Source organism: Corynebacterium sp. S7 (genome assembly GCF_054401105.1).
Genome location: NZ_CM136760.1, coordinates 2,018,828 through 2,044,451, shown reverse-complemented (window position 1 = coordinate 2,044,451; position 25,624 = coordinate 2,018,828). Strand labels below are relative to the sequence as shown.

Below are 25,624 nucleotides of genomic sequence, written 5' to 3'. Positions count from 1 at the left end.
CCCGTGAGCGGATCTTCTTCGACTAGTTCTTCCGGCTCCAGCAGCGGCGATAGTGGGCTGACCTCGTGGTCGGCCCTGATCGTCATTGTCAGTTTTGTTGTTGCTGCCGTTGCGTGGCTGGGGTACACGGAATCCGCAGGGCAGCAGAATGCGCAGGGCACCTCTGCGCCACAGGTGGACTCTAGTTCTTCTGCTCCGCCGGACTCGAGTGTGCAGGCTAATTCGCCAACTGGTGCTGCCAATGTGCTCACGCCACTGGCCGCCCCCTGGGCACCGGGTACCCTGATTCAGACTACTGATCACTACCCACAGCCAGGGGAAATGTTTAGCGCGCAGTCGTGCACTGTGGCGTTTTCTTTCAGTGGCCAAGACGGACGCACCTACGGGGTAACTGCTGGGCACTGCGGAAAAGAGGGCGATTTAGTCTGGCCAACCAATGCCATGTATGCCTGGGACTACGCAAGCGAAGCGGGCCACTTCATTTATTCCGGGATGTACTCCGAATTAGCGGTGGGCAACGAGACGGGTACGGATATCGGCATTATTGAGATCACCGACCCGAACCGCGAGATGCAAGTCGTGGGGCAGTCTATCGAAACCGGTCTGGTTTTAAACAGTGATCCCACAGCCGAGGTCTGCAAGACCGGTGGCACAACGGGCCATACCTGTGGCGCATTTCAACAGGCGAATCGTACCCAGGTTGTCATGGCCGACTCCGGTGCAGAAGTGCGCACCCAAGGCGATATCGCCCAGGTCTGTGCCGCCAAAGGTGACTCTGGTGGGCCCGTATTCAACGACATAAACGGCCGGTCTGCCATCATCGGAGTAGTCTCCGGGACTGAGGCTGGTACTTCGGTGAGTGACTGTTCCACCGATGCTGGCCGCCAGATGTTGATGTCTTATTCCACCTCGGCGCAGGCGCTCGAAGTAATCAATCGCATTGTTCCCGATGCCACCTGGAATGAGCAGGCCTGGTAATTTCGGCTAGCCAGGTTTTGGCTAGCTGCCGGTCCACCAGAAGTCGCGCATCTGCGCATCATCAGGACCATAGACAACAAAAGTGACCAGCCTGAGGGTGGGCATTGTCTTTGCTAAGGAATCCCAGGAATCGATGATGGCGTTCATCTCTTCGGTGGTGTTAGCAAACCAGACGTACTGCGCGCGTGAGTGTGGCACTTCGGTGGGGAAGTCCGCAATCATGAGTGCGTCTGCGTTATTGGCCAGTGCTGCCTTGTACAGGGAACTAAGCGCTGCCGGGTCCATGCCGGAATGGCAGTACCCATAGGCATCGAACTGCATGTTCTCCTGAGTTTGCAGCGACATTGCGCTGATGCAGTTATCAAACAGCAGCGCATTGATGTGCCCGGTCACGGTATTCGGATTGAGCTCTGCATCTTGGGTGAGCGTGCCAGTCAGCTTCAGACCCGAGTGAGTATCGCTAACCTCGGCGTTGCTGATCAGCCAGGGCTGTACCTGCGCCAAGGTTTGATTCGGATCGGCCGGAATGTCCTGGTAGCCCCACTCAACGCCGGCAGTCTTGCCGGGGCGGTTGACAGCAGTGGCCTCGTGGCGTGCCAGCAGCACAATCGCGACGATTGCAGCCGCAAGAAGTACCGCGAAACCAACGTAGTGAACGGCGGCTGGGATCTTGAAGCGACTGTTGGAGGGAGAGCTCATCACAACAAGTTATCTTAGGCCATGGCACGCCAGCTAGAGTATGGAACATGCCTACCCCAGAGTTCATCGTCGAAACGCGAAAAAAGATTGGCCACGACCCAATGTGGATCCCTGCTGCGGCCGCGATTGTGCTGCGGGATTCCACGGATGATTCTCCGTGGGCCGTGCCCGAGGTGCTGTTGGTTAAGAGCGTCGAGAGCGGGGAGTGGAGCCCTGTGACTGGGATCTGTGAACCGGGCGAGGAGGCGCACGATGCGGCTCGTCGTGAAGTTCTTGAGGAAACAGGACTTCATGTCACCCCGGTCGCACTGCTGGCCGTGGGCACCGTCGGTCCTGTCACGCATCCCAACGGGGACCAAGCGTCCTACCAGTCCATCGCAGTGCGCCTCGAGGCCGACGATCCAACGCTTGAGCCTGTGGTTGGCGACGATGAAAGCCTTGAGGTCGGCTGGTTCTCTATTGCACACATGCCGGTGAAGGACCCAAAATGGCGCCTTCTTATCGCCGATGGCGCAGCGCAGCGCAAGCACCCGCAGAAGTTCACCCCGCGGATGGGCTTTACCAAACGCAACTAGGTTCTTTCTGGCTAGTCTGGGGCCATGACTGAAAAACTAGACACCACTGGCGTAGGCCGCATCCTCTGCGTTGTTGCCCATCCCGACGATCTGGAATACGGCATTTCAGCCGCCGTTGCCGCGTGGACTGAGCAAGGCATCCAAGTGGATTACCTGCTGATGACCGCCGGCGAGGCCGGAATGCAGCGACCGCCTGAGGTCGTGGGGCCACTGCGCGCGGTCGAGCAGCAGAATGCCTGCGATATCGTGGGTGTCTCTTCGCTGACTATTCTCGATTTCCCCGATGGTCTGATGGAACCCGGCGTTTCATTGCGCCGCGCGATTGCGGGCGAGATTCGCAAGCTCAAGCCGGACTGGGTAGTCACTTCGAATTTCGCCTGGCAGGCGCCATGGGGCATTAACCACATCGACCACCGCGTTACCGGCGAGGCGGCAGGCGACGCCATCCGCGACGCCGACAATCGTTGGCTTTTCCCCGAGCTCGGCGAGCCGCACAAGGCCACCAAGTTCCTCGTGGGCGGACACGCTGCGCCGACCCATTATGTCGACGTCGAAGGCGAGGCTTATGAGAAGGGGATTGCCTCGCTGGCCGCTCACAAGGAATATCTTGCCGATTTGCCGGATCACCCCTCGCCGCGCGAAGTCCACGAGTTCAACACCGTCGCCGTGGGCGATTCGGCCTGCGCCGTGCGCTTCGCCGTATGGGACATGTAACCTTCGGCATCGACGTCAGCGAGCACCAAGACGGCCTCTCGCTCGTTCGCGCGGCCGCCGAGGGCATCAGGTTCGCGGTGGTGCGCACGACGGATGGCACGTACAAAGACCGCACGTATCGCTCGCATATCGACGACGCCCTCTCCGCAGGCCTGCAAATCTCCGCCTACCACTACCTGCGCAACCCCTCTGAAGGCACCACAGTTGCCGAGCAGGTTGCGGCTTCCGTGGCTGTGATGGGCTCGGCTGGTGTTCCTAGTGTTCCTGGTGTTCCTGTGTGGATCGACTGCGAGACCCCAGCCGGTTTGTCTGCGGGCGATGTCCGCGCGGCCATTTCGGAGTTTCGTTTGCGTGGTGTGCCGGTGGCTGGTGTTTATACCTATGCCAGATACTGGCGTTGGCGCATGGGCAACCCAGACTCGCGGGAATTCGGCTCGCTGTGGTTGGCGGATTATGGCCCTGATATTCCCGGCACACCTGCAGAGTTGTATCCCGGGGATGAGGCCAAGGTGTGGTCGCGGCCCGTGGGCGGGCAGACTCCTAGGATGTGGCAGTTCGGCTCGAAGGCGCAGGTAGCTGGCTTTAGCGTGGACATTAATGCGGTGCGGGCATGAGTAAAACCCTGAAGAAAACTTCAGGGTTTTGGCTCGCGTCTGGTTTAGACGTCGATTGGCTTAGACGTCGAAGTACAGCTCGAACTCAAGCGGGGTAGGACGAACGCGAGAAGGCTGGATCTCGTTTTCGTACTTGAGGTTGATGTAGGTCTCGATCAAGTCCTCGGTGAACACGTCGCCCTCGGTGAGGAAGTCATGGTCTGCTTCCAGTGCAGCCAAGGAAGCCTCGAGAGAGGTTGGTGCCTGAGGAATGGACTTTGCTTCCTCTGCAGGCAGCTCGTAGAGGTCCTTATCCACTGGAGCGTGTGGCTCGATGCGGTTCTTGATACCGTCCAGGCCAGCCATGAGCATTGCGGAGAAGCCCAAGTATGGGTTGCCTGATGGGTCCGGCGCGCGGAACTCGATGCGCTTTGCCTTCGGGTTGGAACCAGTGATTGGGATACGCACGGCAGCCGAGCGGTTACGCTGCGAGTACACCAGGTTGATGGGAGCCTCGAAGCCCTTGACCAAGCGGTGGTAGGAGTTCAGGGTTGGGTTGGTGAAGGCAAGAACCGCGCCAGCGTGGTGCAGGATGCCACCAATGTAGTAGCGGGCGATATCGGACAGGCCGCCGTAGCCGGACTCATCGTAGAACAGTGGCTTGCCGTCCTTCCACAGCGACTGGTGGACGTGCATGCCCGAACCGTTGTCGCCTGCGAGTGGCTTAGGCATGAAGGTAGCCACCTTGCCGTGCTGTGCAGCAGTGTTCTTGATGATGTACTTGAAGGACTGCAGATCATCCGCAGCAGCCAGCAGCGAGTTGAAGCGGTAGTTGATCTCGTTCTGGCCACCGGTGCCCACCTCGTGGTGGAAACGCTCCAGGTGGAAACCAGCGTCGCGCAGGTTCTTCGCCATTGCGTCGCGAAGCTCCATGGTCTTGTCATAGGGAGGAACAGGGAAGTAGCCGCCCTTAATGCGGGTCTGGTTGCCCAGGTTTGGGGTGCCGTCGAGCTGGGTGTCGTTGCCGCGGTTCCACCAACCCTCGTCGGAATCAAGCTCGTAGAACGCCTTGTTGGTGCCTGCGTAGTACTTTGCCTTGTCAAAGATGTAGAACTCGGCCTCAGCGCCCATGGAAGCAGTGTCTGCGATGCCGGTGGACTGCAGGTACTCCTCAGCCTTCGCTGCCACATTGCGTGGGTCGCGGGAGAAAGGCTCGCGGGTGAAAGGATCGTTGACGAAGAACTTCATGTTCAGCGTCTTCGTCGAACGGAACGGATCCACGCGTGCGGTGGTTGGGTCTGGCAGGAGAATCATGTCGGACTCATCGATGGTGGTGAAACCACGCACCGAAGAACCATCAAATGCCAGGCCCTCTTCAGCGGAATCCTCGGTGAACTCGCTTGCTGGCAGGGAGAAGTGCTGCTCGATGCCTGGGACATCCGTGAAGCGGACATCGAGGAACTCAATGTCCTCGTCCTTGATGAATTTGATTATGTCCTGAACATTTTCGAAGGCCACTGTGATGTCTCCTCGCTTGACTAATGTGTACGTGAAACGAGCATACGTTAATATCTATCGCGCTATCAAAACAATGCGTAATATCTCACGTTTTTACCCCCACAATAACCCCGGCTAGGCTAGTGCGTATGGCAGAAAGAAAGCGCAGCTGGCTCGACGGACCTGAGATCCCCGGTGAATACGACGAAGTCGGTCAAGGCAGGTGGCCCGGCGAAAAAATCGGACTCCCACAGAAGGGGCCCGGGTCTCAAGCGTCGGTTGCCCGTCGTGCCGGGGCAGTGCTCATTGACTGGGTCATTGCTATGATCATTGCCTCCTTCATCTTAATGTTCACCGATGCGCTCGGTGGACAAGCCACCCTGCAACTGATGGTGTGGATTGTCATGGGCATCCTGTGTGGCTGGCTCTTTGCTCGCACCCCAGGTATGGCCTTGCTGGGCATGGGTGTTGCGCGCATCGATGTTGATGGCGCCCAGGTGGGCTTTTGGCGTGCCGCAGTGCGCACGTTGTTGACCGCCTTCGTGTTGCCTGCCGCACTCGTTGATTCTGACGGCCGTGGGATGCATGACCGGGCAACCGGCACCACGGTGATCCGAGCTTAGGGGCGGCGGGCAGATTTTCCCGCTGGTGATCCCGGGTGGTCGAAATCCATTATCGACCATCCGGGATTTTTCGTTGCCGCGACAACATTTGACCTGGGGAATTGCACGATGCAACCGATGCCGATTTTCGGATGGTCGATAATCGGTGGCCAAGTTTTCGACCACACGGAGAACCAAAAACTCCCCGCACCGAATCCCATCGGTGCGGGGAGCTAGGTCAAACCAAAATTAGGCTGAACAGGCCAAGAACTACTTGCCTCCGCGGCGCTCCTGCATACGGCGCATGCGACGATTCATGCCAGACATGTTCTGCGCCTGCTGTGGCATTGGGCCCTTTGGCAACCCAGCCATATTGCCACCATGGACAGCATCCATGGCATCAACCTTGGCAGAAACCGAGTAGACCTCGTTCTTCTTGTAGTTACGAGGGAACTTCAGCATGTGGCGCTGCAGCTTCTTTAGCGGAACCTGCCCGGCTTCCTCGTCGGAGCCAACGTAGACCTCATAAATAGGTACGCCGGCCAGCAGGCGATCAATGCGCTTATGCTCCTTGGCCATCATTGGCTTCAGGCGCTTCTGGTTGCCCTCACCGACAAGGATGACGCCGGGGTTGCCCACCACGCGGTGAATGGTATCCATGTGCGTATTCGCAGCAACACCGGTCTTGGTCACCCACGCGATACCTACGGAGTTCTTCATGTTCTCCAGCGTCCAGCCAGCGGCACCGGGGGTGTCACCGACCTGGTCGTACATGGAGTTCTCCAGGCGACGGGTGAAAATCCACAGCGCGAGTACCGCACCGACCAGGATGCCCAGGATCAGCATGTACCAATGGCCACCCCAGATCAGGCCAAGCAGGAAGAAGACAGCAGCCACACCCACCACGGCAAGCACCATTAATGGGATCAGCTTCTTGTCACGCTTGCGCTGCAGCTGGAATGCCTGCCACATCTGCGACCAAGTTTGCTTGCGTTGCGCACGCTTAGCGGCGCGTTCTTCCTTCTTCGCCGCCTTGTTGGCAGCCTTGTCACGTTTGGATTCAGCCATGGCCTCTACTTTAGCGGGTCGCCCCACATTTGTTTAACTGCACCAATACTTAACGACGACCACCTGCGCGGCAGGTAATCGTCGTTAAGATCTTTATGTAAGGAATAACTAATGAGCAGCGACCGGGTGGTCGGTGGACTCACCGTACTTGTCCAGCAAGGTCGATGCCTCCTGATCGGTGGCACCCTGGGAGGTCTGCTTCAGGTGCTGCAGGTTTGCAGGAAGCTCGAGGCCGCGCTTCTCCATGGCCTCGACGTAGAGCTTGCCGGCGCGGTAGGAAGAACGCACCAGTGGGCCGGACATAACGGCGCCGAAGCCCATGTCGTAGGCGGCGTCGCGGTACTCGATGAATTCCTCAGGCTTTACCCAACGCTCAATCGGGTGGTAGCCAGGGCCAGGGCGCAGGTACTGGGTAATGGTGATGATGTCGGTGCCGGCATCGACCATGTCCTGCAGCGTGGTCAGAACTTCCTCGCGGGTCTCGCCCATGCCCAGGATCAGGTTGGACTTGGTAATCAGGCCGAACTCGTGGGCTTGGTTGATCACGTCGAGGGAACGGTCGTAGCGGAAAGCCGGGCGAATGCGGCGGAAGATGCTTGGCACCGTTTCCAGGTTGTGGGCGAAGACCTCTGGGCGAGCCTCGAAGACTTCCTGCAGCAGGTCAGACTTGCCGGAGAAATCAGGGGTGAGGTTTTCGACACCGGTATTTGGGTTGAGCTCGTGGATCTTGCGCACGACCTCGGCGTAGAGCCAGGCACCCTCGTCGTCGAGATCGTCGCGGGTCACGCCAGTAATGGTGGCGTAGTTCAGGTTCATCTCTTGGATGGACTCGGCAACGCGCTGTGGCTCCTCGCGGTCCAAGGGATCTGGCTTTGCGGAGTTAATCATGCAGAAGTCACAGCGACGGGAACAGTTATTGCCGCCGATAAGGAAGGTAGCCTCGCGGGACTCCCAACATTCGTGAATGTTCGGGCAGCCTGCCTCCTGACAAACGGTGTGCAGGTCAGCGCCCTTCACCTTCTTCTTCATGTCCTCGTAGTGAGGACCTGTCTTAACGGAGTTTCGGATCCAGCGCGGTTTGGACTCAATAGGAGTCTCCATGTTGCGCTTTTCGATGCGGAGTAGGCGGCGTCCTTCAGGTGCAATAGTCACAGTTACTTAGGTTATCTTTCGTTTGTAGATGTGTCGAGTACACATAACCCTATGGGATTATTAGTGCTTCTTGCGCAGGCCCTTTGACGGGTCTGGGGCTGACTTGAATGAATGGTCCGCCACTGTCATTCGCCCTGAGAGCGTGTCGTCCAGAGCTTGGAGGAGAGGATCGGCCATATCGTCAGTGGTGACGTTTTTACCCAGCTCCAGACTAATCGTGGAGTTGTCGGCGTCGTCGATCCCGCAAGCCACGATGTGCTCGTAGTAGTCCAGGGTGTTATTGCAGTTCAGGGCCATGCCGTGCATAGTCACACCGCGGGTAATACGGATGCCAATCGCGGCGATCTTGCGGTCGCGCTTCGGCGCAGCAGGATCTAGCGCTGCGACGGTATCGGGGACCCACACACCGCTGCGGCCGTCGATGCGACCTGCCTCAGTCACGCCGCTTTGGCGCACCGAGTGGATCAGGGCTTCTTCAATGCGGCGGACATAATCGACCACGTCTACCGGGTCAGCCAACTTGATAATGGGGTAGACCACCAACTGGCCCAACCCGTGCCAGGTGATGCGGCCACCGCGGTCAACATCGATGACCGGCAGGCCGTTCGTGGGGCGGTCTTCTGGCTGGGTGCGCTTGCCCGCGGTGTACACATTGGGGTGCTCGACCACAAGAACGGTATCGCCAACCTCACCGGTGGCGCGTTTTGCAGCGAGGTCGGCCTGGTAATCCCAGGCCTCCTGATAATCAACAAGCCCCAGCCGGCGCACGTCTAGTGGCTCGGCCGAGGCTCGGATAGATTTGTCTGCTGGGAAGAATGGATCACGGGGCGCAGTCATACCCCGAAACTTTAGTCCACGCCGTTCGCTTTTGCGTACTCCTCGGCGTTCATCAAAGGACCAACTTCCTCGACCTCAACCTCGAAGAGCCAGCCTTCGCCGAATGGATCCGAGTTGATCAGCGAGTAGTCAGCGTCTACCGCATCGTTAACAGCGGTCACGGTGCCGGTGACAGGGGCGTAAAGGTCAGAGACACTCTTGGTGGACTCGACTTCGCCACAGGTTTCGCCGTGGGTCACGGTGTCGCCGACCTCAGGAAGCTCAGCAAAGACGACCTCGCCGAGACGCTCGGTAGCAACAGAGGTAATACCCACGCGCACCTTGGTGCCTTGAGCTGCCTCAGGGGTGGAGTTGATCCACTCGTGGTCTTCGGAGTAGGAAAAATCGTTCGGCAAAGACATATTCTATGCTTCCTTTCGCGTATAAAACGGTGTGTTACTGATAGTAAACGGATAACGACGACCACGGATGTCAATCTCAACATCAGTGCCAATATCCGAGCACTCCGGGTCGAGGTGTGCCAGTGCAATCGGGTAGCCCAAGGTTGGCGAAGGCTGGCCAGAGGTGACTACACCAATCTTGGTATCACCACGATAAACTTCAGCGCCCTCGCGCGCTGCGCGACGCTGATCAGAGGTCAGGCCAGCGATCACAGATTCGGGAGCACGGTCAGTGAGCACTTGCTTGCCGACGAAGTCCGCCTCCTTCTTGGCAAACGCGCGGGTCATCCCAGCCTCAACCGGGGTGATGTCTTGAGTTAGTTCGTGGCCGTAGAGCGGCATCGAAGCCTCGAGGCGCAGCGAATCGCGTGCAGCCAGGCCCGCCGGGGTCGCCTTGTCCACCAGATAATCCCAGACAACCTGCGCATCTTCATTAGCAACGTAGAGCTCAAAACCATCCTCACCGGTGTAGCCGGTGCGAGCGACCAACACGTCGGTGCCCTGCAAACTCATGGGAGCGGCGGAGTAGTAAGAGAGCCGGTCGGGGTCCTCGTCGAGAAGCGGCGAAAGAATCTCCACCGAGTTCGGGCCCTGCACCGCAATAAGTGCAGTCTCGAGGGACTGGTTGCTCAGTGCGACCTCGAAATCACCAAGACGCTCCTGAAAAGCAGCCCACACAGTGTCGGCGTTGGAAGCGTTTGGCACGACAAGGTAGTCCTCTTCGCCAAGCTTGTAGGTGATCAAGTCATCGAGGATGCCACCTTTTTCGTTGACGATCATCGAGTACTTTGCCTTACCCACTTTCAGGGTGGACAGAGTTGAGATGAGAGCGTAGTCCAAGAACTCACCGGCGTCGGGGCCCGTCACGGAAATCTCGCCCATGTGGGAGAGATCGAAAAGGCCTGCAGTTTCGCGCACCGCGCGGTGCTCGTCGAGCTCGTTGCCGTACTTCAGCGGCATGTCCCAGCCACCGAAGTCGGTAAACGTAGCGCCCAGCTTTTCGTGGGCAGCGTGAAGTGGGGATTGCGCCATGGGTTTAAGTACTCCTTATTCTTATTTGGAAATATCAAATGCTTCTGGTGGTGGGCACGCACAAACCAAGTTGCGGTCGCCATAGGCTTCGTCGATACGGCGCACTGGAGAGAAGTATTTGTAGCGACGCAGCTCGGAAACCGGGTAGGCGGCCTTTTCGCGGCTAAACGAGTACTCCCACTCGTCGCGGGAAACCGAAAGCGCGGTAAATGGGGCGTGCGCGATGACGGAATCTTCGTAGGCAACCTTGCCGTCGATGATTTCCTGGATCTCCGCGCGGATAGTGCGCATTGCGGTGATGAAGCGGTCCACCTCTTCCTTGTCTTCCGACTCGGTGGGCTCCACCATGAGCGTGCCAGCAACAGGGAACGCCAAGGTAGGTGCGTGGAAGCCGAAGTCGACGAGACGCTTGCACACGTCTGCGGCGGTCACGCCGGACTTGTCGGTCAGCTCGCGCAGATCCAGAATGCACTCGTGGCCAACCAGACCGTCATTGCCGGTGTAGAGAATAGGGAAGTCGTTGCCGAGCTCGCGCGCAATGTAGTTCGCGCCTAAGATCGCGTGCGCCGTGGCGTGTGCCAAACCATCCGCACCGGTCATAGCAATATATGCCCAGGAGATAGGCAGCACGCCAGCCGAGCCGTACTTGGAGCCATTGTTTGGCACACCGGTGCCCACTGGTGCAGGGGCGATCGGGTCGACCCCATTTGGGTCGGTAGGCAGGAATGGCACGAGGTGCTCGGCCACGCCGATCGGGCCAACACCGGGGCCGCCACCACCGTGCGGAATGGTGAAGGTCTTATGCAAGTTAAGGTGCGAGACATCGCCGCCGAAATCACCCGGGCGGGCAATACCAGTTAGTGCGTTCATGTTCGCGCCGTCGATGTAGACCTGGCCACCAACCGCGTGAACCTTATCGGCCACGTCGCGGACTTCCGGATCAAACACACCGTGGGTCGACGGGTAGGTGATCATGATGGCAGCCACGTGCGGGCCGTGCTCGTCGAGCTTGGCATCCAGGTCGGACAGATCGATCGCACCGTTGTCCGCAGTCTTGACCACCACGACACGCAGGTTCGCCAGAGTGGCAGAGGCCGCGTTGGTGCCGTGAGCGGAAGCCGGAATCAGACAGATGTCACGGTCATGGTCGCCGCTTGCCACGTGGTAGCGACGAATAGCCAGTAAACCAGCCAGCTCGCCCTGCGAACCAGCGTTGGGCTGCACCGATACCTTGGCGTATCCAGTGAGCTCGGCCAGCCAGGTCTCCAGTTCCTCGATCAGTTCACGCCACCCCTCGGTATAAGCATCAGGAGTGTAAGGGTGCACGTTGGCAAAACCCGGCCAGGTGATGGCCTCGAGGCCCGCGGTTGGGTTGAGCTTCATGGTGCACGAACCCAGCGGGATCATCGTGCGATCAAGCGCGAGATCCTTATCGCCCAGCAGGCGAATGTAGCGCATGATCTGAGTTTCGGAGTGGTACTTGTTGAACACCTCATGGGTCAGTGGGGTCTCCGCGCGCAGCAGCTCCTCGGGCAGTGGGAAGTTCGTCTCCTCGGCGATTTTCAGAATGCCGAAGCCACCCAGCAGTGCTCCCAGGTCTTCCATGGAGGTGTCCTCGCCGAAGCTCACGCTGACGTAGTCCTCGCCGATGGCACGCACTAGGTAGCCTGACTCGGCCAAGGTATCCACGATGCCTTGCGCCTTGCCCGGGACCTCGACGGTCACGGTATCGAAGAAGTCGGCGTGCTTGACGGTCAAGCCAGCCTCGCTTATCGACGAGGCGAAGCGCGCCGCCCACTCATGGACCTGTTTCGCGATAGCCTTCAAACCGGTTGGGCCATGGTAGACAGCGTAGAAGGAGGCGGTAACTGCCAGAAGTGCTTGAGCAGTACAAATGTTACTGGTCGCGCGCTCGCGGCGGATGTGCTGCTCACGCGTCTGCAACGCCAAGCGATACGCTGGGGTGCCCTCTGCATCCTTGGATACACCAACCAGGCGACCCGGCATCTGGCGCTTGAGCTTGTCAGTGACAGCCATATATGCTGCGTGCGGACCACCGTAGAACAGCGGCACACCGAAGCGCTGAGTAGAACCCACCACGATGTCAGCGCCCATCGAACCTGGGCTTTCCAGCAACATCAAAGCCAGCGGGTCGGCGGTTAGGGCAGCCAAGCCGCCACGCTCGTGGACGGCATCAATGATCGGCTTTGGATTGACCAGGTCGCCCTCGGTACCTGGGTAGGCAATAACAACGCCCACCAAGTCCTCGCCGACAAGGGCGGAATCAAGAGCAGTGACCTCTACCTCAAGGTCGATGGCGCGGGCGCGCTCGGATGCCACGGCAATGACTTGTGGGTGCAGGCGCTGATCCAGAATGACGCGGCGGCCCTTCTTCACAGCTCGGCTCATCAGACCGACTGCTTCGGCGACGGCAGAAGCCTCGTCGAGAAGCGATGCATTTGAAATCGGTAGACCTGTCAGTTCCTGGACCATGGTCTGGAAATTTAGCAAGGCTTCCAGGCGACCTTGGGAAATCTCGGGCTGATACGGGGTGTATGCGGTGTACCAGCCCGCGTCCTCGATGACGCCGCGGCGGATCACCGGTGGGGTCAAAGTAGAGGAGTAGCCCTGGCCATAGAACGCCTTGAGCACCTTGTTCTTGCCGGCCAGCTCGCGCAGGCGGTTCTGAGCTTCGTTCTCGGTGAGTGCGGCCGGAAGCCGCGGGGTCACCTCGGCCTTGACGCTTTGAGGAAGCGCAGCATCTACAAGTGCGTCGAGCGATTCATAACCAACGCTGTGAAGCATTCCCTCCCGTTCCGGGGCATTAGGCCCCACATGACGATGAATGAAGGCCGCTGATTCAGCCAACGGTGGCAATGCCATACTGCTACTCCTTATATCTGGGAGAAATTAGTTATGCCCAGATCATATTGGGTTTTCCAGGTTCGCGACGGGCAATCACAAAACCGCCACGTCCCAGGGGTGGGACGCGGCGGTCGTTCTTCAACAGATCCGAGCTTTAAGTCGGATTAGAGCTCAAGGTCAGACTCAAAGTCGCCTGCCTCGAGGCGGTCCTTGATGGTGGTGACGAAGCGGCCTGCATCTGCACCGTCGACCAGCTGGTGGTCGTAGGTGAATGGCAGGTAGCACATCTGGCGGATCGCGATGGAGTCCACGCCGTCCTCGGTGATGATCACTGGGCGCTTCTCAATCGCAGCGGTACCCAAGATACCTGCCTGCGGAGGAGTCAGAACTGGGGTATCCAGCAGGGCACCCTCGGAACCAATGTTGGTCACGGTGAAGGTTGCGCCAGCCAAATCATCCGGACGCAGCTTCTTGTTGCGTGCACGATCAGCCAAGTCGACGATGGCCTTCGCAATACCAGCCAGGCTGAGATCCTGAGCCTTCTTGATCACTGGAACCAGCAGACCCTGTGGGGTATCCACTGCCACACCGATGTTGACATCTGGGTGGTAGGTGATTTCCTTCGCCTCGGCGTTGTAGGAAGCATTCACGTTCGGGTGCGAGACCAGAGCCTCGGCGGTGGCCTTGATGAAGAACGCCAAGTACGTGATGTTCACGCCGTGCTTTTCGATGAATGCCGGCTTCACGCGCTTGCGCAGATCTGCAACGCGGGTGACATCGACTTCCTGAACGTGGGTGAGCTGTGCAGTGGTCTGCAGGGACTCAACCATCTTGGTAGCGGTGATCTCGCGGATACGGTTGACCTTCTGGGTGGTACCGATCAGGGAAGCCTTCTCCGGATCAACCGACTTGGTGGACCAGTTTGCGCGCGCACCTTGAGGTGCTGCTGCTGCCTGCGGTGCAGTTGCCTCTGCCTCTGCAGGAGCACCGCCCTGAGCTGCAGCCAGAACGTCCTGCTTGCGGATACGGCCACCGACGCCGGTGCCCTCAACAGTGTTTAGGTCCACGCCGTGCTTGTCAGCGAGCTTGCGTACCAGTGGGGTCACGTAAGGCACGTTGCCGGAGTTGTTGACCTGCGTGGAAGCCGTAGCTGTCTTTGGTTCTGCAGGTGCGGCCGCAGCTGCAGGCTGTGCCTGTGCAGCTGGCTCTGCAGGCTGTGCAGGTGCCTCAGGCTGTGCTGGGGCTGCAGGTTCTGCTGGAGCGGCTGGCTGTGCAGGTGCGGCAGCTGGTGCTGCTGCGGCTGGTGCAGCGTTGGCGTCGCCGACGCGTGCGATGACGGCGCCGACCTCGACGGTGTCATCTTCCTCGGCGAGGATTTCTACCAGGGTGCCTGCTACTGGCGATGGGATCTCGGTGTCGACCTTGTCGGTGGAGACCTCGAGCAGTGGTTCGTCGACCTCAACGGAGTCGCCGACCTGCTTGAGCCAAGTAGTAATGGTGCCCTCGGTAACGGACTCGCCGAGTTCTGGCATTTCCACGTCGGTTGCGGAACCAGAAGCTGCCGGAGCAGCTGGCTGTGCAGGTGCTGCAGGTTCGGCAGCTGCTGGGGCTGCAGGTTCTGCTGGTGCGGCTGGCTGTGCAGGTGCGGCTGGCTGTGCAGGTGCGGCAGCTGGTGCTGCTGCGGCTGGTGCAGCGTTGGCGTCGCCGACGCGTGCGATGACGGCGCCGACCTCGACGGTGTCATCTTCCTCGGCGAGGATTTCTACAAGGGTGCCTGCTACTGGCGATGGGATCTCGGTGTCGACCTTGTCGGTGGAGACCTCGAGCAGTGGTTCGTCGACCTCAACGGAGTCGCCGACCTGCTTGAGCCAAGTAGTAATGGTGCCCTCGGTAACGGACTCGCCGAGTTCTGGCATTTCCACGTCGGTGGCGGAACCAGAAGCTGCCGGAGCAGCTGGCTGTGCAGGTGCTGCAGGTTCGGCAGCTGCTGGGGCTGCAGGTTCTGCTGGTGCCGCAGGCTCCGCAGGAGCGGAACCACCGGATGCTGGCTGTTCACCCTCTTCACCGACGATTGCAATGACTTCGCCGACCTCGACAGTGTCGTCTTCTTCGGCCTTGATCTCCAACAAAACACCAGATACTGGCGATGGGATCTCGGTGTCGACCTTGTCGGTGGAGACCTCGAGCAGTGGTTCGTCAACCTCGACGGTATCTCCGACCTGCTTCAGCCACGTGGTAATCGTGCCTTCGGTGACGGATTCGCCCAGCTCGGGCATCTCAACAGAGTGCGCCATGTTTTAAAGTCTCCTCGAAATTAGTTAAACGGAAGCATTTGTCCCACAAGGATACCCGCTTTATGAGTGTTCTGGGATTTAAGGGTCAAGACACTGGGTGTTCTTTTCCTACCCCCGTTGCAAAGTATGCTGGGAGACGTGTTCAACCTATTCGGCAATAAAAAGCGGTCGTCCCCGCTCAAGCCACCACGTGGCCCCGGGGAGACGATTCGGCCTGAGGATGCCACATACTTGAAGCAGTGGGTACAAGGCCGAGCCTTCGTGGAAGGGTTCATTGAACCAGAAACTTTGGTCAATGAAATGTCTATCGTGTTGGTCGACGAAAAAGGCGATCACACGCGCCGCAGAATCGGTGGACCGAAAGGCGTTGGTGCTGTTTCGAAACTGCTTGATATTCCGATCTACGACGTGGAAGAGACCGGGTATCCAGAGCGGATGCGTCGTCGTATAGAACAAGAGCGCATTCTGCGGAAGCGCGCTGAGCAACGCGAACGTCGCGCGAAGTTCGACAAAGGCGAACACCCGGATATCTAGCGTCTACGAGATATCCGGGTGGTGTGATGGGCGAAGGATTAAGACTCTCTCAGCTCACGCAGTTCCTCGCGCACAGCGCGTTCTGCGTTCCAACGCTTGGTTACATCGCGGAGGATGGCAGCGATGCCTTCGATCTTGCCCTCGGAATCCTTGAGCATGGTGATGGAGAATTCCAGAGAAATCTTTTCACCAGTGGACTTCAGCGCAGGAGCGGACAAGGGATCCTTACCGTAGCGAGTTTCGCCGGTTTCCATCACGCGGTCCCAGCCCGTCCAGTGTGCATTGCGGTGCTTCTCGGGGACGATCAAATCGAGCGACTTACCCAAGGCCTCCTCTCGTGAGTAACCGAAAAGCGTGGTTGCGGCATCATTCCAAAACCGAATCACGCCTTTTCTATCGGCATAGATCACGGCGTCGAGCGTGGTTTCGGAAATGATCCGAGCGGACAGCTCTGCGTTCTCACTCATGGGGACCTCCTAGAGGATAAGAGTTGGACTGGAAAAGAAATTATTAGAGAAAAGTCTAACTATTTCTCTGCGAGTGTACGCAAAACATCGACAACCGTGCGGACGCCGAAGCCAGTGGCGCGCTTCGGCGTGTATCCGAAGACCGAACCGTTGTTGAACGCTGGGCCCGCAATATCAATGTGAGCCCACTGAATATCCTCGCCCACAAACGCCTCGATGTAACGACCGGCAACAAGCATGCCTGCGTTGCGCGAGTTGTGGCTGTTACGTACGTCGGCGACAGGGGACTTCAAGTCCTCGGCGGTTTCTTCAGGCAGTGGCATGGACCATGCAGGCTCGCCGGCATTGCGACCGATCTCGGCAACCTGGTCACGGAAGTCGTCGGTACCCATCACACCGGCAGTGCGCGCGCCAAGTGCCACCATTTGTGCACCGGTCAAAGTCGCAGCATCAATCAAGTAGTCTGGCTTTTCTTCGGAGGCGCGAGCAACCGCATCCGCCAACACCAAACGACCCTCGGCATCGGTGTTAATGATCTCCGAGGTCTTCCCGCCATAGTGGGTAATCACATCGCCCGGGCGCTGAGCAGTTCCGGAAGGCATGTTCTCTGCCATCGACAACCAGGTGTCAATGTGGATAGGCAGCTTTAGGCGTGCAGCGGCGATGGTGGCACCGAGCATCGCAGCGGAACCACCCATGTCCGAAATCATGTCTTCCATCTTGGAACCAGGCTTGAGCGAAATACCGCCGGTATCAAAAGTAATGCCCTTGCCAACCAGCGCAACCTCGGTAGAAGCCTTCCGAGGCGCCCAGGTCAGGTGTACCAAACGCGGTGGGCGAGCGGAACCCTGACCGACGGCAATCAGACCACCGAATCCGCCCTTTTCAAGGGCCTTTTCATCAAGGACCTCGACCTTGAGACCGACGGACTTGGCAGCATCGGCCACAAATTCCGCGTACACAGCGGGGTAGAGGTAGTTCGAGGGGGTGTTCACCAGGTCGCGGGCCATGTTGACAGATTCCGCGATAACCGTTGCGGTGACGAACCCTTCCTTCTCGGATTTATCTCCCACCACGGTGATGGTTGGGGTGGAGTCATCATCGGAAGAAGCCGTTTTAAACCCATCCCATGCGTAGCCACCCAACAACAAGCCTTCGACGAGTGGGCTGATGCCGAACTCGGAACTCACCACGGCGGTCTCGATGCCATTGAGCGAACGAGCCACGGAACCCGCAGCGCGGCGCACTGTCTCAGCATCAATGTCATCGGAGTCGCCGAGACCGAAGGAGATGACCAGTTGATCGTCGATAAGCACGCGTGTGACCTCGTCGGCCGCACCGGTGGCACCGACCGCCTCGAGTGAGGCCAGCAAACCCTCCGGAACCAAAGCGGTGACAGGTACTTCTAGGGATTCGCCCTTGGTGACGGGGACCAAAATGGCGCCTGGATTCTTCGGGGCCTGGGTGGCGAACTCGACAATGGGGACGCGACCGGTAACAGGCAATGTGAAACTCATGAAAATTGTTGTCCTTTCGTTGACTACCCACGAGCATATCTACTTCACGGAAATGGGCGCGAGTATGTTGGTATCCATGACGTCTCTTGAATTCACGGTCGAAAAGACCACCAACCCCACGACAGGAGCGGAATTAGAAGCCATCTTGGCCAATCCGCAATTCGGTAAAAACTTCACCGACCACATGATCACCATCGAGTGGACCGAGGAGAAGGGCTGGCACGATGCCCGCCTACGCCCCTACGAAGCATTCGCGATGGACCCTGCATCGACGGTGTTTCACTACGGCCAGGCCATCTTCGAGGGTCTGAAGGCATACCGCCAACCGGATGGCTCGATTGCGACGTTCCGTCCGGAGCAAAACGCGCAGCGTATGCAGCGCTCCGCTAAGCGCATGGCGATGCCACCGCTGCCGGAAGACACCTTCATCGAGGCACTGCGCCTGCTCGTCGACGCGGACCGGGATTGGGTTCCTGCCGCAGGCGGAGAAGCAGCGCTCTACCTGCGCCCCTTCATGATCTCCACCGAGGTCTCTCTCGGAGTCTCTCCGGCAAACGCCTACCGCTTTGCTGTCATCGCCTCCCCGTCTGGCGCGTACTTCAAGGGTGGCCTGACGCCAGTATCTGTGTGGCTGTCCGAGGATTACACCCGCGCTGCTCCTGGCGGTACCGGCGATGCCAAGTTCGCTGGCAACTATGCCGCTTCGCTGCTTGCCCAGGCTCAGGCCGAGGAAAAGGGCTGCGACCAGGTTGTTTGGTTGGACGCCATCGAGCACACTTACATCGAAGAGATGGGCGGCATGAACCTCATGTTCGTCTATGGTGAAGGCGAAAACGCGAAGGTTGTCACCCCTGAGCTCTCTGGTTCGCTGCTGCCTGGCGTGACCCGCGATTCTTTGTTGCAGGTTGCGCGCGATCTGGGCTACGACACCGAGGAGCGCCGCATTTCGAAGTTCGAGTGGGCCGACGACGCACGCTCCGGCGCCATGTCCGAGGCTATGGCATGTGGCACCGCGGCCGTGATCACTCCGGTCGGTCGCGTGCTGTCTAACCACGGCGAGTTCCTGGTCAACAACAACGAGCCAGGTACCATCACCATGCAGTTGCGCGAGCGCCTCACCGGCATCCAGCAAGGCACTGTCGAAGACACCCACGGTTGGGTGCACACCTTAGTTTCGGCGTAATCCGCACGTCCCAAGAGGCAAGTTCAGAGACAAAATCAGAGACAAAAAACTCCGCGGCCACCCTCACCGCGGAGTTTTTCTCTGCCCTTTTTAAGGCCCTTTTTAAGATCAGATTTCGCTTTGCGACGATTCACTCGCCTCATTGTGGTGCTCGATTTGATCCTCCAGCTCTTCACCAATCAGTTCAGCACCGGCATTGAGCAATGGCAAAGCAGCAAGGGAACCAGCACCTTGCCCGGTAGTCATCTCGAGTGCAATCAGTGGAGTCAAACCCAAGGCCTGTAAACACACCAGGTGGCAGGGTTCCGGAGAGAGCTGGCCAGCCTGGAGCCAATCCTTGGTTCCTGGAGCGAGACGCTCCGCAACGTAGGCGGCGACGGCGACATACGCGCCGTCGATAAGCATCGGTGTGCGACGCACGGCAGACTGCGCGATCACACCGACGAGCACCACGAAGCAGGGCGCGGAGATCTTTGTCAGCACTGCCTCGACATCATCGCGCTGCGTGCGGACTCTAAACATTGCGTCGCGCACAATGGAGACCTTGCGCTTCCAGCCTTCGTCGCTGATGCCGGAACCGGGCCCGACTGCGACGACAGGCTCTGTGCGGGTTAGCGCACCAAAAACTGCAGCCGCAACGGTTGTGTTGCCCACGCCTAAATCGGCAGGGATGATCAGGTCTGCTCCGGCGTCGATCTCCTGGTCAGCGAGATGCTTGCCAATCTCCAGTGCTCGTTCGAACTGCTCCTGCGTCATTGCGTCTTCGACGTCGATGGCACCGGTAGAGCGCGAAACGCGCTCGTCGCCCCATGCCTCGTGGTCGAGCGAGACATCGACGAGGCGAACCGAGGAACCTGCTGCCCGCGCCATGGTATTGACTGGGCCGGCTCCCGACTGGATTTCCATTGCCTGCTTGACCGAGTCCTCGGGCTGAAATGCGGAGACACCACGCTGTGCAATCCCATGGTCACCGGCAACGACGAGAGTGCGAATCTGACCGAATGCGTGAGGCTGCATAGTGCCCTGGCAAGACGCAACCCATGCGCCCACGCCGGTCAAACGACCATACGAACGGCCCCGTGGAGTTGAATCGATGGCAGCACCTACTCGTGAGTAAATTGCCTGGTCTGGGGGGGTAACGGCGGGGAACACCAAAGATCACACTCCATAAAGATGCGCGGTTAAAGAAGCAGGATCAAGCATAACCCTTAGACGTCTGTGCCGATTGCTACCTGAGGCTTAGGGGTACGCCACTTCCGAGGTTGGGACGCACGAGAATAGGCGTACATGCCCAGGCCGAAGCCGGTGACCGTGGTATTCGGGAATTTCTCGCGGACAGCCTTGTTGGCACCGCGGCCGATTGCAACGCCCTCGACAAGAAGCACGAAGATAAACACCAGTGCAACAAGCGACAGGATGTTCGCCAAAGCAGGGAACCACTGGCCCAGCAACATAACAACTAGCAGAGCCAGTGCACCAGGCATGACCCAGTTGTTCATGTGCTTGCGGGAATCAACCCAGTTGCGGACGTAGGCGCGCTCTGGGCCTCGGTCGCGGTCCATGAGGTAGCGCTCGTCGCCAGCATCCATGCGGGCCTGGACCTCTTTATTACGTGCGCGGTTTTCATCGCGATTCTTGCGCTTATATTCTTTCCACTCCGACTTCGTCATGGACTTTTTTAGTTCCTTATGACGCTGAGCGGATTCAGCCGCAGTCATAGCATTTGGGTCACGCACGACTCCGCGGGCGATCTCCTGATCGCGGCGCTTCGGGGTTTCCTTGCCTTTCGGAGGGGTGTAGCCCTTCGGGAGTGGCTTCTCAGTGGTCTCTGACGCAGAGGAGCTGGAGGCATTATTGGTGGCCTGAGCGTCGGACTGTGCGTCGGTGTCGGATGAATCAGATTTCTGCCAGGGGAGTTTCACCCTATTAAGGCTACAAGGTGCGAAAAGAATTCGGGAATAAGGGTGGGATCAATGTTGTTAAACAATGTAATGCCGGCGGGTAGTTTGCTACCTACCAACTTCTGATTCTTAGGAGTAGGGTGTACACCAAACCCGGTTGTTTGTCCGGTGAATAAAGCAAAAATCTAGAAGGTTCCTAGAAGTTTCAAGGAGATAATATGACCGCGCCAACCTCCTCCACCGGTGTAATCCTCACCGACGAGGCCGCAGCAAAAGCAAAGGGCCTGCTTGACCAAGAAGGTCGAGATGACCTGTCCCTGCGTATCGCAGTGCAGCCAGGTGGTTGCGCAGGCCTGCGTTACCAGCTCTACTTCGATGACCGTGAGCTCGACGGCGACAAGGCCGACATCGTCGGCGGTGTGCGCATGGTCGTAGACAAGATGAGCGTGCCTTACCTCGCTGGCGCCACCATCGATTTCGCAGATTCCATCGAGGCTCAAGGCTTCACCATCGATAACCCGAATGCCGGTGGCTCCTGCGCTTGCGGTGATTCTTTCAACTAAAGCTTTTCGCAAATATAGCCCCAGAAACCGATGAGGTTTCTGGGGCTATATTTGTTTGGGTTTGTCCCTAGAGCTTGACAGGGTAGTCACGCTGCTCGATCTGCGGATCAATTCGCTTTTCGACGAAGATACCGTGCCAGATCATGAATGCCAGAACCGTCCAGAGGCGGCGGGAATGGTCGCTGACACCATCACGGTGCTCCTTGAGCATCTCCAGAACCTCGTGGCGGTTGAAGATGTCGTCGGTCTGCGACTCGTTGATAGTGTCCTGAGCCCAGCCGTAGAGTTCGTCGCCAGCAAGCCAGTGGCGCATTGGAACCGGGAAGCCCAGCTTCTTGCGATGCAGGACGTGAGCCGGAACGATCTGCTCCATCGCCTTACGTAGTGCGTACTTGGTGGTGCCACCTGCGATCTTCTGTTCCTTCGGGATGGTCTGGGCGATCTCGAAGACCTCTTTGTCCAAGAAAGGCACACGCAGCTCAAGCGAGTTGGCCATGTTGATCTTATCAGCCTTTACCAAGATGTCGCCGCGCATCCACGTAAACAGGTCCAGATGTTGCATACGCGCCACTGGGTCCATGTCCTTAGACACTTCGTAGATAGGTGCGGTGACCTCGCGGTGATCCCATTCTGGCTTTGCCCATGGCAACACTCGCTGGAGTTGCTCCCAGTTAAAGGAACGAGCGTTGCCATAGTAACGGGTCTCCATTGGCTGCGTGCCACGATCCAGCAAGGACTTACCCTTTACCCCGTCGGGCAACACCTGGCCCAGCTTGCGCAGCCCATTGCGCAAAGGATCTGGCATCTTTTCAAAAGGTGCCAGGGAGAGCGGCTCCTTGTAAATGGTGTAACCGCCAAAGAGCTCGTCAGCGCCCTCGCCAGATAGGACCACCTTGACGTGCTTACGTGCTTCCTGAGCGACGAAGTACAGTGGCACCAGCGATGGGTCGGCGACAGGGTCGTCCAAGTACCACATGATTTTTGGAATCGCGTCAGCATATTCCTCAGGGGAGACGATCTTGACAATGTGCTCTACGCCGATGGCGGCTGCAGATTCCGCAGCCACGTCGACCTCCGAGTAGCCCTCGCGCTCGAAGCCGGTGGTGAAGGTGAGCAGATTTGGATTGTGACGTTTTGCCAAGGCAGCGATCGCCGTGGAGTCAATGCCGCCAGAGAGGAAGGAACCAACGGTCACGTCTGCTCGCATGTGCTTTTCTACAGAGTCCTCGAGGGCTCCTGCAATGCGGTTGTACAAATCCTGCTCGTGTCCCTTGGGAACTGGCTTGGTTTCAAAGCGTGGCTTGAAATAGCGCTTGGCCTCCACAGTGCCACCGGGGGTGAGAGTGACTGTGCATCCGGACTCTACGCGACGGATTTCCTTGTGCAATGATTCCGGTTCAGGAACATATTGAAGGTCAACGTAGTGCTCGATTGCGCGTCGATCAAGGTCCAGGCCTAGACCGATGTCCTCTGCCATCTCGAGGATTGACTTCTTCTCAGAAGCAAAGACAGTACCAGCCGAGGTGGTCGCGTAATAGAGTGGTTTGATGCCGAACTGGTCGCGGGCGGCAAACATTGTGCGGGTGTGGGTGTCCCAGATGACGAATGCGAACATGCCACGGAGATGCTCGACAACATCCTCGCCCCAGTGGTGATAGCCAACGACGATTGTTTCAGAGTCTCCGGAAGTCTTAAACTCGTAGCCTGCAGCCTGGAGCTGGGCGCGAAGCTCAACGAAGTTGTAAATCTCGCCATTGAAAATCAACGCGTAGCGGTCCGGTTCATCCTCAGGACCCCAGCGCAGCGGCTGATGGGAGTGTTCAAGGTCGATGATAGCCAGACGGTTGAAGCCGAACACGACATCGTCGTCATTCCACGTACCAGCAGCGTCGGGACCACGGTGACGCATGCAGGGAAGGCCCTCTTCGATGGCTGTTACGTACTGTTGCGCATTGCCGTTGGTGGTCAGCATTCCTACAAGACCGCACATGTGTAAATATCGCTCCTATATATAAGGCGTAAAACAAATTTTGATCCGAACACCTGAAAATCTGATGAGAGAAACGTGGTCGGGCATCTCCGATAAATCTTACGCGGTTCAATGCCACTACTTTAGGGGCGAACCAGGCTTTCGGGCGAACCGGACATTCCGTTTTGAAAGACCGATCTTGGGTACACCTTTAGCCGGTCCCCGAACGGGGGCCAACTTATGGATGATGTTATGAATCTTGATTGTGACCTGCGCAACTTTATATTCATAAATGTTGGTGGCGACCTGCGGATGTCGTGCCCATATCCTGTGGCGACGCCAAGAAAATGGGTCATTCAAAAGTAGGGGGTGTGATTGATCTGGGGAACTGAAACATGTCTGAGAGTTCAGTGAACTATCCTGAGAAGGTAGTAATGCTCGAATTTCGATTCGAGGCGTGTTGTGTGGACAGGAAGGTAGACACACGTGGAAAAGCGAAACAATCGTGGCTTCGCGCGAAAGTTGGGCGTCGTTGGCGCCATTGCGTTGGGTGGACTAGCTCTCGCGGGCTGTGAAGTGGCACCTCCAGAAGCTCTCTCTAATGTTTTGGATATGGGTTGGCCGGATCCGGTCACCCCTGAAGGCCAGGGCATGTACAACTTCTGGGTGTGGATCTGGCTCGCGGCTTGGACAATCGGCATCATCATGTGGAGCATCTTCCTCGTGGCCATTTTCCGCTGGAACCGCAAGCGCAAAGAGCGCTTGGGTGAGGGCGAGTTCCCGAAGCAGCTGCAGTACAACATTCCGCTTGAGCTTGTTTTGACGATTACCCCAATCGTCATCGTGATGGTGATCTTCTTCTTCACCGTCCAGACGCAGCAGAAGGTGATTGCCAACGACAAGAACCCTCAGGTCGTCGTGGACGTCACCGGTTTCCAGTGGAACTGGAAGTTCGGCTACGCAAACGTTGACGGTAATTTCACCGCCAATGGCCAGCCTTACGAAGGCTCGGACGCTGAGCGTCAGGCGGCTGCAGATGCAACGCGTTACGACGATCCAGAGCTTAAGAACGCGAACCCAATCCATGGCCAGTCCAAGGGTGACCAGTCCTACTTGAACTTCAACCAGATTGAGACCCTTGGTTCTACCGAGGAAGTTCCAGTACTGGTGCTGCCAACTAACACTCCGATTGAGTTCCGCTTGGCATCAGGCGATGTCTCGCACTCCTTCTGGGTTCCAGAGTTCTTGTTTAAGCGCGACGTGTACTCCCACCCTGAGGTGAACCAGCAGGAGCGCTCTTTCCAGATCTCCTCTATCGATGAGGAAGGTGCCTTCGTTGGTCGCTGTGCGGAAATGTGCGGTACCTACCACGCAATGATGAACTTCGAAGTTCGCGCAGTCTCCCCAGAAGCATTCTCTCAGTACATGCAGTACCGCATTGATAACCCGGCGGCCCCGAACTCTGAGGCACTCGCATCTATCGGTCAGGCACCGTTCGCAACTTCGACGCACCCATTCGTGTCGGAACGTACCGGTACCCGCGACAGCGAGAACTACGTCGATAACAACAACCCGGCATAGGAAGGGCTAGGTAATAAAATGGGACCTACATCAAAACTGTTTTACGGTCTTGCGGCGTTCTTGGCTGTAATCGCCATCGTCTACGCCCTAGGCACCAGCTGGATCTCCGATGATTCCTATCTCTATGGCTTCGAGTGGGCCGGTGGCGTTGCAATTATCCTGGCTACCGTCTTGGCTCTCATGATTGGCGGCTACCTTCACTTCACTGAGCGTCGCATGGACGTTGTTCCTGAAGACTGGGAAGAAGCTGAAGTTGAAGATGGCGCAGGCGTTCTGGGCTTCTTCTCTCCAAGCTCCATCTGGCCGTTCGCAATGGCAGCTTCGATCTTCGTCTTGGGCGCAGGCATTGCGTTCTGGCAACTTTGGATGGTTGTCCTTGGTGCGGTCTTTTTGATCGGATCCGTTACAATGCTCAACCTGCAGTACGGCATTCCACGCGAGAAGCACTAAGCTAACTGAGACTTTGAGCTAAGCTTCGCCTCGCCTTCTTTGCCACACCCGAGGGTGGAACTCTTATGAAAGAGTTCCACCCTCTTTTTTGTTTTTCTTATCTTCCGGGGTCG

At 58.0% G+C, this 25,624-nt stretch carries 24 protein-coding genes; 10 read left to right on the top strand and 14 right to left on the bottom strand.

Annotation, left to right across the window (positions count from 1 at the left end; genetic code table 11):
* Positions 1–3: 3 nt before the first annotated feature.
* A complete protein-coding gene (locus ACXZ66_RS09720; protein WP_458748439.1) occupies positions 4–978 on the top strand; it encodes a trypsin-like serine protease in 975 nt (324 codons plus the stop codon).
* 21 nt (positions 979–999) lie between these two features.
* Here the strand turns inward: ACXZ66_RS09720 and ACXZ66_RS09715 are convergent, their stop codons facing one another.
* A complete protein-coding gene (locus ACXZ66_RS09715) occupies positions 1,000–1,677 on the bottom strand; it encodes a hypothetical protein (protein WP_458748438.1) in 678 nt (225 codons plus the stop codon).
* 47 nt (positions 1,678–1,724) lie between these two features.
* On the opposite strand from ACXZ66_RS09715, the gene ACXZ66_RS09710 reads away from it, so the two are divergent.
* From ACXZ66_RS09710 to ACXZ66_RS09700, 3 genes are read left to right on the top strand one after another with little or no spacing between them, the layout of a single operon-like run.
* Entirely contained in the window at positions 1,725–2,252 is a 528-nt protein-coding gene (locus ACXZ66_RS09710) for an NUDIX hydrolase (RefSeq protein ID WP_458748437.1), read from the top strand.
* Positions 2,253–2,276: 24 nt separating this feature from the next.
* Positions 2,277–2,966 carry a PIG-L deacetylase family protein gene (locus ACXZ66_RS09705; protein ID WP_458748436.1) on the top strand — a complete coding sequence of 230 codons (690 nt, stop codon included), beginning with the start codon at positions 2,277–2,279 and terminating at the stop codon, positions 2,964–2,966.
* Positions 2,954–3,580, top strand: coding sequence for a glycoside hydrolase family 25 protein (locus ACXZ66_RS09700; RefSeq protein ID WP_458748435.1), 627 nt, complete (start codon positions 2,954–2,956; stop codon positions 3,578–3,580). Before ACXZ66_RS09705 ends, ACXZ66_RS09700 begins: the two co-directional genes overlap by 13 nt.
* Before the next feature lie 60 nt (positions 3,581–3,640).
* On the opposite strand, the gene glnA is transcribed toward ACXZ66_RS09700, so the two are convergent.
* The gene (glnA, locus tag ACXZ66_RS09695; protein WP_458748434.1) at positions 3,641–5,077 is read right to left on the bottom strand and encodes a type I glutamate--ammonia ligase; all 1,437 of its coding nucleotides are present in this window, start codon (positions 5,075–5,077) and stop codon (positions 3,641–3,643) included.
* 128 nt (positions 5,078–5,205) lie between these two features.
* On the opposite strand from glnA, the gene ACXZ66_RS09690 reads away from it, so the two are divergent.
* On the top strand, positions 5,206–5,679 hold the full coding sequence (locus tag ACXZ66_RS09690; RefSeq protein WP_458748433.1) for an RDD family protein: 474 nt from the start codon (positions 5,206–5,208) through the stop codon (positions 5,677–5,679).
* A 249-nt stretch (positions 5,680–5,928) separates the two neighbouring features.
* On the opposite strand, the gene ACXZ66_RS09685 is transcribed toward ACXZ66_RS09690, so the two are convergent.
* From ACXZ66_RS09685 to sucB, 7 genes are all read right to left on the bottom strand, one after another.
* Entirely contained in the window at positions 5,929–6,726 is a 798-nt protein-coding gene (locus ACXZ66_RS09685; protein WP_458748431.1) for a DUF4191 domain-containing protein, read from the bottom strand.
* Positions 6,727–6,834: 108 nt separating this feature from the next.
* On the bottom strand, positions 6,835–7,878 hold the full coding sequence (lipA, locus tag ACXZ66_RS09680) for a lipoyl synthase (protein WP_458748429.1): 1,044 nt from the start codon (positions 7,876–7,878) through the stop codon (positions 6,835–6,837).
* Between the two features lie 60 nt (positions 7,879–7,938).
* Complete coding sequence (gene lipB / locus ACXZ66_RS09675) at positions 7,939–8,715, bottom strand: lipoyl(octanoyl) transferase LipB (RefSeq protein WP_458748428.1); 777 nt, start codon at positions 8,713–8,715, stop codon at positions 7,939–7,941.
* An 11-nt stretch (positions 8,716–8,726) separates the two neighbouring features.
* On the bottom strand, positions 8,727–9,116 hold the full coding sequence (gene gcvH / locus ACXZ66_RS09670; protein WP_458748427.1) for a glycine cleavage system protein GcvH: 390 nt from the start codon (positions 9,114–9,116) through the stop codon (positions 8,727–8,729).
* Positions 9,117–9,119: 3 nt separating this feature from the next.
* A complete protein-coding gene (gene gcvT, locus ACXZ66_RS09665; RefSeq protein ID WP_458748426.1) occupies positions 9,120–10,187 on the bottom strand; it encodes a glycine cleavage system aminomethyltransferase GcvT in 1,068 nt (355 codons plus the stop codon).
* 21 nt (positions 10,188–10,208) lie between these two features.
* A complete protein-coding gene (gcvP, locus tag ACXZ66_RS09660; protein WP_458748425.1) occupies positions 10,209–13,070 on the bottom strand; it encodes an aminomethyl-transferring glycine dehydrogenase in 2,862 nt (953 codons plus the stop codon).
* 146 nt (positions 13,071–13,216) lie between these two features.
* Complete coding sequence (gene sucB, locus ACXZ66_RS09655) at positions 13,217–15,346, bottom strand: 2-oxoglutarate dehydrogenase, E2 component, dihydrolipoamide succinyltransferase (RefSeq protein ID WP_458748423.1); 2,130 nt, start codon at positions 15,344–15,346, stop codon at positions 13,217–13,219.
* A gap of 138 nt (positions 15,347–15,484) precedes the next feature.
* Between sucB and ACXZ66_RS09650 the strand changes: the two genes are divergently transcribed.
* A complete protein-coding gene (locus tag ACXZ66_RS09650; protein ID WP_458748422.1) occupies positions 15,485–15,880 on the top strand; it encodes an oxidoreductase in 396 nt (131 codons plus the stop codon).
* Between the two features lie 38 nt (positions 15,881–15,918).
* Here the strand turns inward: ACXZ66_RS09650 and ACXZ66_RS09645 are convergent, their stop codons facing one another.
* On the bottom strand, positions 15,919–16,347 hold the full coding sequence (locus tag ACXZ66_RS09645; RefSeq protein ID WP_458748420.1) for a PAS domain-containing protein: 429 nt from the start codon (positions 16,345–16,347) through the stop codon (positions 15,919–15,921).
* Between the two features lie 59 nt (positions 16,348–16,406).
* Positions 16,407–17,864 (bottom strand): leucyl aminopeptidase, encoded by a 1,458-nt coding sequence (locus ACXZ66_RS09640; protein ID WP_458748418.1) that lies wholly within the window; start codon positions 17,862–17,864, stop codon positions 16,407–16,409.
* Positions 17,865–17,940: 76 nt separating this feature from the next.
* Between ACXZ66_RS09640 and ACXZ66_RS09635 the strand changes: the two genes are divergently transcribed.
* Complete coding sequence (locus ACXZ66_RS09635) at positions 17,941–19,047, top strand: branched-chain amino acid aminotransferase (RefSeq protein WP_458748416.1); 1,107 nt, start codon at positions 17,941–17,943, stop codon at positions 19,045–19,047.
* A gap of 108 nt (positions 19,048–19,155) precedes the next feature.
* Here the strand turns inward: ACXZ66_RS09635 and ACXZ66_RS09630 are convergent, their stop codons facing one another.
* Both ACXZ66_RS09630 and ACXZ66_RS09625 read right to left on the bottom strand, forming a co-directional pair.
* Positions 19,156–20,199 (bottom strand): nicotinate-nucleotide--dimethylbenzimidazole phosphoribosyltransferase, encoded by a 1,044-nt coding sequence (locus ACXZ66_RS09630; protein WP_458751360.1) that lies wholly within the window; start codon positions 20,197–20,199, stop codon positions 19,156–19,158.
* 56 nt (positions 20,200–20,255) lie between these two features.
* Positions 20,256–20,969 (bottom strand): DUF3043 domain-containing protein, encoded by a 714-nt coding sequence (locus ACXZ66_RS09625; RefSeq protein ID WP_458748415.1) that lies wholly within the window; start codon positions 20,967–20,969, stop codon positions 20,256–20,258.
* 197 nt (positions 20,970–21,166) lie between these two features.
* On the opposite strand from ACXZ66_RS09625, the gene ACXZ66_RS09620 reads away from it, so the two are divergent.
* The gene (locus tag ACXZ66_RS09620) at positions 21,167–21,511 is read left to right on the top strand and encodes a HesB/IscA family protein (protein WP_458748413.1); all 345 of its coding nucleotides are present in this window, start codon (positions 21,167–21,169) and stop codon (positions 21,509–21,511) included.
* A 67-nt stretch (positions 21,512–21,578) separates the two neighbouring features.
* On the opposite strand, the gene asnB is transcribed toward ACXZ66_RS09620, so the two are convergent.
* A complete protein-coding gene (gene asnB, locus ACXZ66_RS09615) occupies positions 21,579–23,501 on the bottom strand; it encodes an asparagine synthase (glutamine-hydrolyzing) (RefSeq protein ID WP_458748411.1) in 1,923 nt (640 codons plus the stop codon).
* A 465-nt stretch (positions 23,502–23,966) separates the two neighbouring features.
* On the opposite strand from asnB, the gene ctaC reads away from it, so the two are divergent.
* Both ctaC and ctaF read left to right on the top strand, forming a co-directional pair.
* On the top strand, positions 23,967–25,061 hold the full coding sequence (gene ctaC / locus ACXZ66_RS09610; RefSeq protein WP_458748410.1) for an aa3-type cytochrome oxidase subunit II: 1,095 nt from the start codon (positions 23,967–23,969) through the stop codon (positions 25,059–25,061).
* A gap of 18 nt (positions 25,062–25,079) precedes the next feature.
* On the top strand, positions 25,080–25,511 hold the full coding sequence (gene ctaF, locus ACXZ66_RS09605) for an aa3-type cytochrome oxidase subunit IV (RefSeq protein WP_458748408.1): 432 nt from the start codon (positions 25,080–25,082) through the stop codon (positions 25,509–25,511).
* Positions 25,512–25,624: the final 113 nt, after the last annotated feature.